Source organism: Mesorhizobium sp. M7A.F.Ca.US.014.04.1.1, assembly GCF_003998745.1.
In the GTDB taxonomy this organism is placed as follows: domain Bacteria; phylum Pseudomonadota; class Alphaproteobacteria; order Rhizobiales; family Rhizobiaceae; genus Mesorhizobium; species Mesorhizobium ciceri.
Genome location: NZ_RZRW01000124.1, coordinates 1 through 12237, shown reverse-complemented (window position 1 = coordinate 12237; position 12237 = coordinate 1). Strand labels below are relative to the sequence as shown.

At 61.8% G+C, this 12237-nt stretch carries 14 protein-coding genes; 4 read left to right on the top strand and 10 right to left on the bottom strand.

Features of this window, described 5'->3' with window-relative positions; translation table 11 throughout:
* Positions 1–952 (top strand): DUF2865 domain-containing protein (locus EOA22_RS11270; protein ID WP_127389970.1); only part of this gene is annotated, 952 nt, incomplete at its 5' end.
* Here EOA22_RS11270 and gltX read toward each other — a convergent pair.
* From gltX to EOA22_RS11240, 6 genes are all read right to left on the bottom strand, one after another.
* The gene (gene gltX, locus EOA22_RS11265; protein ID WP_063167908.1) at positions 870–2243 is read right to left on the bottom strand and encodes a glutamate--tRNA ligase; all 1374 of its coding nucleotides are present in this window, start codon (positions 2241–2243) and stop codon (positions 870–872) included. The two genes, EOA22_RS11270 and gltX, sit on opposite strands and share 83 nt — an antisense overlap.
* Before the next feature lie 185 nt (positions 2244–2428).
* The gene (locus tag EOA22_RS11260) at positions 2429–3604 is read right to left on the bottom strand and encodes a hypothetical protein (protein WP_013531893.1); all 1176 of its coding nucleotides are present in this window, start codon (positions 3602–3604) and stop codon (positions 2429–2431) included.
* 260 nt (positions 3605–3864) lie between these two features.
* Positions 3865–5670 (bottom strand): ABC transporter ATP-binding protein, encoded by a 1806-nt coding sequence (locus EOA22_RS11255; protein WP_063170224.1) that lies wholly within the window; start codon positions 5668–5670, stop codon positions 3865–3867.
* Positions 5671–6048: 378 nt separating this feature from the next.
* The gene (locus EOA22_RS11250; RefSeq protein WP_063167907.1) at positions 6049–6459 is read right to left on the bottom strand and encodes a GNAT family N-acetyltransferase; all 411 of its coding nucleotides are present in this window, start codon (positions 6457–6459) and stop codon (positions 6049–6051) included.
* 36 nt (positions 6460–6495) lie between these two features.
* On the bottom strand, positions 6496–8172 hold the full coding sequence (locus tag EOA22_RS11245) for an NAD+ synthase (protein WP_013531895.1): 1677 nt from the start codon (positions 8170–8172) through the stop codon (positions 6496–6498).
* 150 nt (positions 8173–8322) lie between these two features.
* Complete coding sequence (locus EOA22_RS11240; protein ID WP_063167906.1) at positions 8323–9039, bottom strand: DNA-3-methyladenine glycosylase I; 717 nt, start codon at positions 9037–9039, stop codon at positions 8323–8325.
* A 92-nt stretch (positions 9040–9131) separates the two neighbouring features.
* On the opposite strand from EOA22_RS11240, the gene EOA22_RS11235 reads away from it, so the two are divergent.
* The gene (locus EOA22_RS11235; protein WP_024503559.1) at positions 9132–9695 is read left to right on the top strand and encodes a DUF1003 domain-containing protein; all 564 of its coding nucleotides are present in this window, start codon (positions 9132–9134) and stop codon (positions 9693–9695) included.
* Positions 9692–10279 carry a DedA family protein gene (locus EOA22_RS11230; protein WP_024503560.1) on the top strand — a complete coding sequence of 196 codons (588 nt, stop codon included), beginning with the start codon at positions 9692–9694 and terminating at the stop codon, positions 10277–10279. Before EOA22_RS11235 ends, EOA22_RS11230 begins: the two co-directional genes overlap by 4 nt.
* Before the next feature lie 3 nt (positions 10280–10282).
* On the opposite strand, the gene EOA22_RS11225 is transcribed toward EOA22_RS11230, so the two are convergent.
* From EOA22_RS11225 to EOA22_RS11215, 3 genes are all read right to left on the bottom strand, one after another.
* Positions 10283–10870, bottom strand: a complete 588-nt coding sequence (locus EOA22_RS11225) for a hemerythrin domain-containing protein (RefSeq protein WP_063167905.1) — start codon at positions 10868–10870, stop codon at positions 10283–10285.
* A gap of 40 nt (positions 10871–10910) precedes the next feature.
* The gene (locus EOA22_RS11220; protein WP_024503562.1) at positions 10911–11270 is read right to left on the bottom strand and encodes a diacylglycerol kinase; all 360 of its coding nucleotides are present in this window, start codon (positions 11268–11270) and stop codon (positions 10911–10913) included.
* An 81-nt stretch (positions 11271–11351) separates the two neighbouring features.
* Entirely contained in the window at positions 11352–11768 is a 417-nt protein-coding gene (locus tag EOA22_RS11215; protein ID WP_013531901.1) for a GFA family protein, read from the bottom strand.
* Between the two features lie 99 nt (positions 11769–11867).
* Here EOA22_RS11215 and EOA22_RS11210 point away from each other — a divergent pair, with 99 nt between their 5' ends.
* On the top strand, positions 11868–12011 hold the full coding sequence (locus tag EOA22_RS11210) for a hypothetical protein (RefSeq protein WP_335918377.1): 144 nt from the start codon (positions 11868–11870) through the stop codon (positions 12009–12011).
* Positions 12012–12080: 69 nt separating this feature from the next.
* Here EOA22_RS11210 and EOA22_RS11205 read toward each other — a convergent pair.
* The coding region (locus EOA22_RS11205; protein WP_206521276.1) for a 3-deoxy-7-phosphoheptulonate synthase at positions 12081–12237 on the bottom strand (157 nt) is incomplete at its 5' end.

The following is a 12237-nucleotide window of genomic DNA, read 5'->3' as shown; positions in this document are numbered from 1 at the left end:
CCGCAACCTCAATCAATGCGCCGGGCTCAACGCCACCATCGACCGCATGAATGCCAATCTCGACGCCTTGCAAAACAAGCGCGAGCGGCTGGCTGGCGGTGGCTCTCGCCGCGATCGCGGACGCATCCTGGCGGCGCTCGACGCCAATGGCTGCCGCGACGACACCGTTGCGCCTCGGCGTGCGCCTTTGCAGGAAGCGAACCGCGACGGCGGCAGCGCAAACCTGTTCGATCAGCTCTTCGGCGGCAACAGCAAGCAGCTCGATATGCTTGATGAACCCAACCAGCCCGACGATCCCAGCGAGGAGCGCAATGTCCGCCGTGTGCTCAACCAGCCCGGCGTACCGGATTTTCCGAGCGTCGGTGGCGAATTCCACACGTCCTGTGTGCGCACCTGCGACGGCTACTTTTTCCCTATGTCGAACTCGGCCTCGGCAGGCGATTTCGAACGCGACCAGAAGAATTGCGAATCGAGCTGCCCCGGCCCCGAGATGCAGGTTTTCTATTCGCGCGGCATGGACAGCGATTCGGCGTCGATGACGTCATCTGTCACCGGCCGGCCTTACAGCGAATTGCCGACCGCCTATCTCTACAAGCGGCCCGGCGTGTCGCGGCCGCCGGCTTGCGGCTGCAACGCCGCTGCGCAGGGTTTCCAGATCATCGCCGGCAATCCGCCGAATCCGGTGCAATCGCAGCCAGAGACAGACGCGTCATCATTCATTCCAGTCCCGGTTGCAAAACCTGATCCGGGCGCCGATCCCGAAACGCTGGCCAATCTGGAAGGTGGGCTCGACCGCGAGGCGATCAAGCGGCTTTCCGCGAGGCCGGTGACGTCGCCCGTGTCCGCGCTGCCGCCGGAACAGCGCAAGGTCAGGGTCGTCGGGCCAACGTTCCTTCCCGACCCATCAGCGGCAATAGATCTGCAAGCTCCGGCCCCGAAGGCAGTCCGGTAAGGGCTGTCCTGAGTGGCATGAACAACGCCTTGCCCTTGCGGCCGGTCGCTTCCCTGATCTTGCCCGTCCAGTCCTTCCAGATCGTCGCGGTCCAGGGTTCCTCCGGCAGCAGGTCGAACGCCTGTCGGAGAAAGTCGCGGTCGTCATCGGAAAATTGCGGCTTCTCCTGCGGTCCTTCGCGCAGGATGCGCCACCAGTTGACCGCATCGGCCAGCCTGTCGAGATTGCCGCGCACCGCCAGCCAGAACGGTTCGGCCTGCTCGCCGGAGACGCCGAGCACGATGAGACGGTCTTGTGCCTCGGCGAACGGCATGTGGTGCAGCAGCGACCGGTTGAGCACGAACAGCTCGTCCGGATCGAACTTGGCCGCGGATTTCGATGTCGCCGCCGGATCGAAGCGTTCGGCGAGTTCGCCCATCGTCGGCATCGCCGCGACATTCTCCGAAGTGCCTACCAGGACCGCCAATGATGCGACGGCCATCGGCTCGATCCCGTCCTCGCGCAGGCTTTCGATGGAGAGCGCGCCGGTGCGCTTCGACAAGCCCTCGCCCGATGCGGTGGTCAGGAGATTGTGGTGGCCGAACACTGGCGGCGTGGCAGCCAGTGCCTGGAACAGGGCGATCTGCACGCCGGTGTTGGTGACATGGTCGTCGCCGCGGATGACATGGCTGACGCCCATCTCGATGTCGTCGACCACGGAAGGCAGCGTATAGAGATAGGTGCCGTCCTCGCGCACCAGGACCGGATCGGAAAGCGAGGCCAGATCGACGGTTTCCTCACCGCGCACCAAGTCGTTCCAGTGGATTTCAGTGCGTTCCGGCTGTTGTGGATCGCCTGAGAAATTGGGCAGGAGAAAACGCCAGTGCGGCCGGCGGCCATCGGTCTGGTATTCGGCGATCTGTTCGTGCGTCAGGGTCAACGCCTCGCGGCCATAGACCGGCGGCAGACCGCGCGTGCGGCGCACCTTGCGCCTGAGATCCAGCTCCTCCGGCGTTTCGTAGCAGGCATAGAGAACGCCTGCCGCCTTCAGCCTCTCGACCGCCGCGTCATAGACTTCGAAGCGCCGCGACTGGTACTCGGTGGCGTCGGGAAAAATGCCCAACCAATGCAGGTCGTAGAGGATGGCGTCGGAAAACTCCTGCTTCGAGCGCGCAATGTCGGTGTCGTCGAAGCGCTGGATGAAGCGACCCTTGTTGTTCACGGCGAACAGCCAGTTGAACAGAGCCGTGCGCGCATTGCCGATATGGATGCGGCCGGTCGGCGAAGGGGCGAAACGAACGGTAACTGTCATGAGCGGGGCGTACCGGATGCTTTTACGATTGACAAGACGCGCCCCCGCGCTGCCCGGCAGACATAGAACATGGCGGCTGGAATGAAAAGACCGGGCGTTGGACGCCTCAGGAGGCACCCAGTCCGCAGGCGGCCTTTGTAACCGAGCGCTGCCAGCCGCTGGGGCCGACCACCGGTTGAAGGCGATCAGCGGCCGAAATCATCGGAACTGAGGCGGGTCCAGCGGTCGCCCACCAATCCACCGATAAAGATGTCGCCGGAGCGGACCGCTTCCGTGACCTCGGCGATCCGCGAGCGGACCATCGTTCCCCCGGCATAGCGGAAGAAGACATTCTTGTAGCCAAAGAGTTGGGATATGAATCTGGTCTGCGTCTGCCCGGTGATGCCCACGCAGCCCATCTCCCATGCGGCGGCGACAAGCGCATCCAGCGTCGCGCCCCAATGCGATCCGAATGCCTGGATTTGCAACAGGTTCGCCATGTCGCCGGCTTGACCATAGAAGGCATAACAACCGAGCATTTTGCCCGTTTCGTCGTAGATCCCACCGAAATGAAGGGGGCCGTCGGCCCGCTTCTCGGCCGCCAGCGCAAGCAGCCGTGGCAACTCCCCATCCTTCCAACTCGGCCGAAGAGCGTAACCAGACAGGAGGGTCGGCAGTTCCTCGGCAAATTGCACGGCATTGATCGGCTCACGGTGGGTGCGATGCGACGATGAATGCTGGACGGGGGGCTCGAACCTTCTTTTCGCAAGAGCATCGAATGCTCGCGCAAAGGGGTCGAGTACAAGGTGAGGCAGGCCGGGCCATTTACGGTGCAGTGCGGCGGCGGCCATTCCCGCCGGCCGGAAGACATATGTCCATCCCAGACAATGCACCGGCAGGAGTTGATACTTCATCGGGCGCGCGAAGGCTAAGGATGTCCGGTTGGCCGAATCGGTCAGCTGCAGATCGAATTCGCCTTGATGCAATGCCCGCAGCAATTGCGGTCCGGCCGAGCCGTCATCGGTGCCGGGGTCGGCCATGAGCGGCCCGATGATCGCCGCATTCAATGGCGCACCATTGAGCTCGTAGCGGGCTTTCAAAACGCCGAGGAACCCACCCAGGCGGCCCTGCCGGTTGATCTGGACAAGAGCGTTGCTTTCACCGGAGTGGCCGGCAGGGTCGAGATAAATCTCTCTCATATACGCGGCCGTTTCGGCGATCGCGCGATCGAGGAGGTGACGGCGCCGCCGGCGAAACTTCGTCAGGAAGAGTGCGGCGACGCGCTCGAGATCTTCGGCAGCAAGCGGCCGAACCGAGCCATGCTGAGATTCCAGCACTGACGGCGCAGCCAACTTTTCCTCGGCATTCGCAGAAAGATGCATCGTGAAAAACGTCCGTGGGTTGCCTCCATCGGATATATATCAACCATTGGTAGAAACAACGTATCTCGGTCAATATGATGAACAGAGGTCCCAAGACTTACTATCCGGACAGGACTTCACAGGCAAATCAAGTCGGCCAGCATCACGGCGCTGATCGACGGGTCGACTGCCTCCCTGCGATCGCATCTCCTGCTCCAGCCCGCTGGGCTGACCGTGCCTGACAGAGGCGGCCTCCGGCCGAAGCTGGAGGCCGCCTCAGGTCAGCTGACAAGTCCCTTGGTCAGTTCGAGCGCCTGGCGTTCGAACAGGCGACGGTAGATGCCGCCTTTCAGCCGGATCAGTTCGTCATGCGAGCCTTCCTCGACGATGTTGCCGCGATCGAAGACCAGCAGCCTGTCGAGCGCCCGCACTGTCGAAAGCCGGTGCGCGATGACCAGCGTGGTGCGGCCGACCATCAGCCGCTCCATCGCCTGCTGGATCAGCACCTCCGATTCCGAATCGAGGCTCGATGTCGCCTCGTCGAGGATCAGGATGCGCGCATCGGCAAGGAAGGCGCGCGCGATCGCCACGCGCTGACGCTCGCCACCCGACAGTTTCACGCCGCGTTCGCCGACCAGTGTACCGTAGCCCTTTGGCAGGTTGGTGATGAAGTCATGCGCACTCGCCAGCTTGGCGGCATGCTCGATCTCCTCCTGCGACGCACTCGGCCTGGCATAGGCGATGTTTTCGGCCAGCGACCGGTGGAACAGGATCGGCTCCTGCTGAACGATGGCGATCTGCCCGCGCAGCGAGGCTTGCGCCACCTGCGAGATGTCCTGACTGTCGACCAGGATTTTCCCCGCGTTCACGTCATAGAGCCGCTGGATAAGCTTGACGAAGGTCGTCTTGCCCGACCCCGAATGGCCGACCAGCCCGACGCGCTCACCCGGCGCGATATCGACCGAAAAGTCGCGGTAAAGCGCGGATCGGTGATGGCCATAGTGAAAGGTGACGTTGTCGAAGCTGATCCGTCCTTCGGTGATCCGGATCGGCTTGGCACCTGGCCGGTCCTCGATGCCGAGCGGTTCGGACTGGAAATCGACCAGCTCTTCCATATCGTTGATGGAGCGCTGCAGGTTGCGGATATGCGTGCCGATGTCCCTGAGATAGCCCTGCAGCACAAAGAGCGAGGTCAGCACGAACGCAACGTCGCCGGCGCTCGCCTGCCCCCACGACCACAGCATCAGCGCCAGGCCGATCACCGCAGCGCGCATGACCAGCAGCAGCACCCCTTGCGTGGTGCCGTTGATGGTGCCGCGCACCCAGGTGCGCCGTGTACGCGCACGCCATTTGGCGACGACCTTGGCCAGGCGGCGTTCTTCGCGCTCCTCGGCGCCAAAGCCCTTGACCACGGCGTTGCAGCTGACCGCGTCGGCCAGCGAGCCGCCGAGGCGGGTATCCCAGGTGTTGGCGAGCCTTGCCGCCGGCGCGACATAGCCAAGTGACAGCAGCGCCGTCACCGTGATGAACAGCACCGAACCGGCAGCAACGACCGCACCCATCAACGGCCAGAACCAGCCGAGCAGCAACGTCGACCCGACCAGCATGACGACCGACGGCAGCAGTGCGATGAGGATGGTGTCGTTGAGCAGGTCGAGCGCCCACATGCCGCGCGTCACCTTGCGGACGGTCGAGCCGGCAAAGCTGTTGGCATGCCAATCGGTGGAAAAGCGCTGAACGCGATGGAAAGCATCGGCGGCGATGTCGGCCATCATCTTCAAGGTCAGCTCGACGATGCCCATGAACGCCAGGTTGCGCAACACGACGCCGGCCAGCGCCAGCGCCATCAACATCGAGAACGCCGTCAGCGCGGCATTCCAGGCAATCGCGTCGGCGGCGGCGCTGCTGGCGACGGCGTCGACCAGCCGGCCGGAATAGAGCGGCGTCAGCACATCGGCCAGCGTCGACAGCAGGAAGCTGGCCATGATGAGCGAAAGCCGCCACGGCTGGCGCCGCCAATGGGTAAGCGTGAAGCCAAGAACGCTGCGAAAGGCGCTCGCGCGCAAATCGATCTTGAAACGAGCCATGATGTCATTCGGGCACAAACGAGCCCGATCCCAGTAGGTCGAAAATTGAAGAAGCCGCGCAAGGGCCAATGATTGCCCGGAAGCGGAGTGGCATATTTGGCGTATCGCCCATAACCGGGCGGCGATCGGCATCGGCATAAGCCTGTGCTCGATCCGGCATCGGCACGAAGGGCAAACCTTCGCGGAGCGCCGGATGAGACCTAGGCTTCGCGGCCTCGCATTACCATGTGAAATACTGCCATTCGGACCTCCCGCAAGACAATTGCGGAGCGGTTCTTATAGAGACGCTCCGATGCACCGCCAAGACGGGCTGACGCCAAAAGCGTATCTGGTCCAACCACTGCGATTATTTTGCAACAATGGCGGGCAAGCCGCGCCTCATTCAGGAACGCGATCCAAGCGCATGTAGCGGCCATCGGTCGATGGCTTGAACCCGAGCTTTTCATACATGCCATGGGCATCGCTGGTCGACAGGCTCCAATGGAAAACGGTCCTGACCTCCGGATGATCGATCAGGGCCTGGACGAGCCGGCTTCCTATGCCCTGCCCGCGATTCTCCGGCCAGATGATGATATCGGCGAGATAGGCGAATACGGTGCGGTCGGTGATCGCCCGGCCGAAGCCGACTTGCCTGCCATCGACATAGGCGCCGACGCAAAGCGAGTTGGCAAAGGCGCGGCGATGGACTTCGTCAGTGCGTCCGGCGCCCCAATAGCTTGCCATCAACAGGTCCGATGTCGCACGGAAATCGATCCGTGACATGTCGAAGCTGATCTCACAATCGGGCATGGTTGTCTCCGGCCGCGCCGCGTGCGCTTTCGGTACCTAGCTGCGATCCCTGAAACGATTGGTGATGGGGTAGCGGCGGTCGCGGCCAAAATTCTTTTTCGTGATCTTCACGCCTGGCGCCGCCTGCCGTCGCTTGTATTCTGCGATGTAGAGCAGGTGCTCGATGCGCGTCACCGTCGCCCGGTCATGGCCGCGCGCTACGATGTCGTCGACACCCATCTCATTCTCGACCAGGCATTCGAGGATATCGTCCAGCACCGGATAGGGCGGCAGCGAATCCTGATCGGTCTGGTTCTCGCGCAATTCCGCCGACGGTGCCTTGTCGATGATGTTCTTCGGGATCACCTCGCCCGAGGGGCCCAGCGCACCCGGCGGCACGTGGCTGTTGCGCCAGCGCGACAGCGCGTAGACCTGCATCTTGTAGAGGTCCTTGATCGGATTGAAGCCGCCATTCATGTCGCCATAGAGCGTGGCATAACCGACCGACATCTCGCTCTTGTTGCCGGTGGTGACGACCATTGAGCCGAACTTGTTGGAGATCGCCATCAGGATGGTGCCGCGTGCGCGGCTCTGCAAATTCTCCTCGGTGATACCTTCCTTGGTGCCTTCGAACATCTGCGTCAGCGCGTGCAGGAAGCCCTCGACCGGCTCGAAGATGGGCACGATGTCATAGCGGCAGCCGAGAGCGCGGGCGCAATCCTCGGCATCTTTGAGCGAATCCTTCGAGGTATAGCGGTAGGGCATCATCACCGCGCGCAGCCGTTCCTCGCCGAGCGCATCGACGGCCAGCGCCGCGCAGATCGCCGAATCGATGCCGCCGGACAGACCAAGCACGACGTTCTTGAAGCCGTTCTTGTTGACGTAGTCGCGCAGGCCCAGCATGCAGGCGCGATAGTCAGCCTCCTCCCGGTCCGGGATTTTCGACATCGGCCCTTCCGAGCAGACCCAGTGATCGCCTTGTCTCTTCCAGGTGGTGACGTCGACCGCTTCCTCGAACTGGCTCATCTGGAAGGCAAGCGTCTTGTCGGCGCCAATGGCAAACGAAGCGCCGTCGAAGATCAGCTCGTCCTGGCCGCCGAGCTGGTTGGCATAGATCATCGGCAGCCCGCATTCGATGACCTGGCGGATGACGACCTGGTGGCGGACATCGATCTTGGCGCGATAATAGGGTGAGCCGTTCGGCACCAGCAGGATTTCCGCCCCGCTTTCGGCCAGCGTCTCGCAGATATCGACATCGCCCCAGATGTCCTCGCAGATCGGAATTCCGATGCGCACGCCGCGGAAATTGACCGGCCCCTGGATCTCGGGTCCGGCCTGGAAGACGCGCTTCTCGTCGAACTCGCCGTAGTTCGGCAGATCGAGCTTGTAGCGTTCGGCGATGATCTTGCCGCCGTCGGCGAAGATGATCGAATTGTGCGTGCCGCTCTTGCGCTTCAACGGCGTGCCGATGATGACGCCGGGACCGCCATCCGCGGTGTCGGCGGCAAAGTCCTGTGCCGCCTTTTCGCAGGCTTTCAAAAAGGCCGGCTTCAGCACCAGATCCTCCGGCGGGTAGCCGGCGAGGAAAAGCTCGGTATAGAGCACGAGATCGGCGCCCTGACGTGCGGCATCCGCCCTCGCCTCGCGGGCTTTGGCGAGATTGCCTGATATGTCGCCGACAGTCGGATTGAGCTGGGCGACGGCGATGCGCAGGATGTCGAGCTTCTTGGTCATGCCTGCTGACTTAGCGCGGCAAAATTGCTCGGGCAATGGCGTTCGTTTGGACCAATTCGGAGCAAATGACGAATGTCATTCGTGTCCGGACCGATCGATTCGATCGTGTTGACCGATCGACGAATGCCGATCGTGGCAAGCGACCACGTTTCAGTCGTCGCCCATATATTCGCGCAGCGCTTGCGGCGAATGGTTCTCGCCGATCGACATCGCCAGGATGCGTGAAATATGGCGGCGCGGCAGATGCGTCTCCGCTGCCCATTGATTGATTTGCCTCTGGATCTTGTCCAGGTCCTTCTTCGAAGTCGGGCTTTCGGCGATGTCGAGGCCGGCGTCGCGCAACGCCGCGGCCATATCGCCCGAGATGACGAACGCATCCCACCCCAGCCAGCGCAGGAAATACTGGCCCGTGTTGCCGCCCAGCCGGCTGCCATGCTTGCCGAGCCAGGCCATCAGCCCGACCTGGTCATCATCAGGCCATTCCGCAAGGAATTTGCCGAAACCGCCATATTCCTTCGACACACGCTCGACAAAGGCAGCATTGTCGCGAACGGATCTGATCTTCTGCGGGTTGCGTACGATGCGCTGGTCGGCCGTCAGATCGTGCCAGAAATCATCGGGCTGGAACAACAGCCGCTTCGGCTCGAAGCGCAGAAACGCCTCCTCGAAGCCAGGCCATTTCTGCTCGATGACGCGCCAGACGAAACCGGCGGCGAAGACGCGCTCAGCCATAATGGAGAGAATGCGGTCATCGGGGATGTCAGCCACGGCGGCATTGTCAGGCGCCGGACCAAGCAGCGACGTCAGTTCCTCTTCGCCGCCCTTACGTTTTGCGGCGCGAGCGCGAATTTTCTTGAAATCGGCCATTGGTCCCTCGGCAACTGGAATCAATCTAACACTTCCCGTGTGAGCCGGCAGCCTCTACCTCTTACGGCAAGCCTAAGACCCTGGAGATGGCCATGAACAAGACGATCGACGATCTGGCGAACCGCTGGCTCAAGCGGCGGCCGGACGGCCTCAGCCAGCTCGAAAGCCGGGTGCTGCAATCGACGCTCGAACGCACCACCATCTCGCGCGACACCAACAAGGCCGTTGCCTTCCACCAGACCTTCGGCGACCGGCTTGCCGATACGATCGCCCGCATCGGCGGGTCATGGTCCTTCATCCTGACCTTCATCGCCTTTCTGGTCTTATGGACGGCGGGCAATGTCTGGCTGCTGTCGCGTGACGCCTTCGATCCCTACCCGTTCATCTTCCTCAATCTCGTTTTGTCGATGGTAGCCGCCTTGCAGGCGCCTGTGATCATGATGGCGCAGAACCGCCAGACCGAACGCGACCGCATCGACGCCGCCCACGATTACGAGGTCAACCTGAAAGCCGAGATCGAGATCATGGCGCTGCATGAAAAGCTGGATGAACTGCGCCACGGCCAGATTCTCGGCATGCGCGACGAGATCGTGCAACTGACCGAGATGATCAAGCGGATCGACGAAAGGCTGTCTTCGCAGCAGTCGGCTTCATGACCGACGCGATCCACCATTTCATCGAACAATACGGGCTGCTCGCGGTCTTTGTCGGTTGCATCGCGGAGGGCGAAAGTGCTGCCATTCTCGGCGGCTTCTTCGCCCACCAGCAGGTCTTCGTGCTGTGGCACGCCGTCCTTGCGGCCGGCCTCGGCGCCTTTGTCGGCGACACTTTCTTCTTCATCCTCGGACGAAGCTTTGCCGACCATCCCTATGTCGTCAGATTGCGCAAGCGGCCCGGCTTTCGCCGCGCCTTTCGCCTGCTCAACACCCATCCCGACATTTTCGTGCTGTCGAACCGCTATATCTACGGCATGCGTCTCGTCGGCGGCATTGCAGCCGGGCTCTCCAATATCACAGCGCCGCGCTTCGTCATCCTCAACGCGCTTTCATCGGCGGTCTGGGCGGTGCTGTTCGGTACGATCGGTTATGTCTTTGGACTTGGCGCAGAGCACTTCATCGGCCAGGCGCTGATGCATCACGAACGGTTGCTGATCGGTCTTGGCATCGGCCTGACCGTGGCCGTTGTGGCATGGCTCGTCGCCCGTCACATCGCCAGGAGGGAACGCGCCAGGGAAGGCTGATCGTCAATCCACGCCGAGCGCCTGATCCCCCCGATCGAGGATAAGCGGGACGATCAGGTCTTCCTCGTCGGCAAGATGTCTTGTCAGCATGGCGATCAGCCGGCTGTTTTCGTCGGCATAGGCGTCGGCTGCAAAGCGCTGTCTGTCCTCGCTCTCCTGAAGCGTCTTAATGAAGGCATTGGCCGCCTCGGCATTGCGCTCCAGCCCTTCATGGATGGTGTGGTGGTCGGCATCGAGAATCTCGAAGCCGCGCTTCAAACGGGGCTCGGCCTTGGCGAAGATCGGGAAATATTGATAATCCTCGACATTGTGGTGACCGTCGAGATGCCCAAGAAAATGATTGAGGCGCGGCGCGAACCAGCGCGCGAAATCAGGCGCCGTCAGCCGTCCCTCACGGAAGTCGTCAATGCCGTTGGCCAGCATGCCGCCAAGTTCGCGGAACATGTCGTGCCGCTGCAGCCACATATTGGCGATGCCGTGGACGTTGGCATGGTCCTGCCAGTTTTCACGCGGGTATTTTTCGACGAGCCAGCGCAGATCGTCTGGCAGGCCCACGCGTTCGAGAAGCAGAAAATTGGCGGCCCCGGCCATGACAGTCTCCTTTGGTGACTGCCATATAGGCATCGAAAGGCTAGATCGGTAGCCCAGTGATCCGCTCGATAATGGCGATGCCCCAGACACCGGCGACGATGAGCACCGAAATCAGCACCGCCAGCGAACCGCAATCCTTGGCCAACTGGATGTCGACATTGAACTCGCGGCTGAAAGCGTCGCATGCCGCCTCGATGCCGGTGTTAAGCACCTCGACCATGATCAAGAGCAGCACCGCGCCGATCAGCAAGGCATAACCGCGCCACGAGATCGAAACGAACCAGCCGAGCGGCAGTGCCAGCGCCAGCAGCATCAGCTCCTGCTGGAAAGCCTTCTCGCTGGCGGCCAGCTTGCGAAACGCCCGCACCGAATTGAAATAAGCGTCGATCAGCCGCTGCATGCCAAACCCCTTTGCGAATCACCGGCACGGGATAATGCAATGGCTGGCCAGATCAATGGAATAAGGTGACTTGTCCAAGATTCATTCAGCAACCGGTATGGACGGTGTCGACTTTTCAAACTGCGGCAGCCCGTCGTCGATCGAATAATAGTCGCCCTTGTCACCAACGAAGATATGGCATTCCCCCTCAAGACCTGTCGGCTTGTCGAACGATCCCGCCATGACTGAAACGTAGTCCTGGTCTCGCGGCTTCCAGAACAGCACCGACCCGCATGCCTTGCAGAACCCACGCCTGGCGAAGGTAGAGGCTTCGTACCAGGTGATACTTTCCACGCCATCGATCACGATGTCGACATTGGCAACATTGGTCGCGGCATAGAAATGTCCGCTCTGCTTGCGGCATTGCGAGCAATGACAATAGACGACGCCACGCAACGCTCCGTTCGTTCTGAAGCGGACGGCTCCACACAGACACGATCCCTGGTGACCACCACTCACGTCGATCCTCCTTGAAAGAAAAGTGCCTGGCATCGCCTTCAGGATTCCAGCTTTGCGGCGCACGCACGCAAGCAAATGCGACATGTACTGGCGTGGAGAATGGAGCCGCGGACCTGGCGCATCCGGCTTGGTGCGTTCGGCGTGCAGGCGATCTGCGAGTTTCCGGAAAAGCGCATCGAGTTTTCAAGGGCGGCGTTTGCTGACCCCAGACTCGCCGGCCTGCGCTGGGAACGCGGGCACTGAACCAACCAAAAGAAAAGCGCCGGATTTCTCCAGCGCTTTTTCCGTCAGCCGTTCAGGCCGAAATCGAGCTTAACCGTTCGCAACCTGCTTGTGCTGCACCGGGTGGCTCTTCTTGAGCAGGTCTGACACCAGGAACGCCAGTTCGATCGCCTGGTCGGCGTTGAGGCGCGGGTCGCAATGGGTGTGGTAGCGGTCCTGCAACTCCTCGGCGGTGATGGCGCGCGCG

Coding starts and splice junctions, on each gene's coding strand:
- EOA22_RS11220 (WP_024503562.1), bottom strand. CDS start 11,270: ATGCAGCGGCTGATCGACGCTTATTTCAATTCGGTGCGGGCGTTTCGC.
- EOA22_RS11230 (WP_024503560.1), top strand. CDS start 9,692: ATGACCGACGCGATCCACCATTTCATCGAACAATACGGGCTGCTCGCG.
- EOA22_RS11250 (WP_063167907.1), bottom strand. CDS start 6,459: ATGCCCGATTGTGAGATCAGCTTCGACATGTCACGGATCGATTTCCGT.
- EOA22_RS11255 (WP_063170224.1), bottom strand. CDS start 5,670: ATGGCTCGTTTCAAGATCGATTTGCGCGCGAGCGCCTTTCGCAGCGTT.
- EOA22_RS11260 (WP_013531893.1), bottom strand. CDS start 3,604: ATGCATCTTTCTGCGAATGCCGAGGAAAAGTTGGCTGCGCCGTCAGTG.
- EOA22_RS11240 (WP_063167906.1), bottom strand. CDS start 9,039: ATGGCCGATTTCAAGAAAATTCGCGCTCGCGCCGCAAAACGTAAGGGC.
- EOA22_RS11210 (WP_335918377.1), top strand. CDS start 11,868: ATGGAGCCGCGGACCTGGCGCATCCGGCTTGGTGCGTTCGGCGTGCAG.
- EOA22_RS11225 (WP_063167905.1), bottom strand. CDS start 10,870: ATGGCCGGGGCCGCCAATTTTCTGCTTCTCGAACGCGTGGGCCTGCCA.
- gltX (WP_063167908.1), bottom strand. CDS start 2,243: ATGACAGTTACCGTTCGTTTCGCCCCTTCGCCGACCGGCCGCATCCAT.
- EOA22_RS11235 (WP_024503559.1), top strand. CDS start 9,132: ATGAACAAGACGATCGACGATCTGGCGAACCGCTGGCTCAAGCGGCGG.
- EOA22_RS11245 (WP_013531895.1), bottom strand. CDS start 8,172: ATGACCAAGAAGCTCGACATCCTGCGCATCGCCGTCGCCCAGCTCAAT.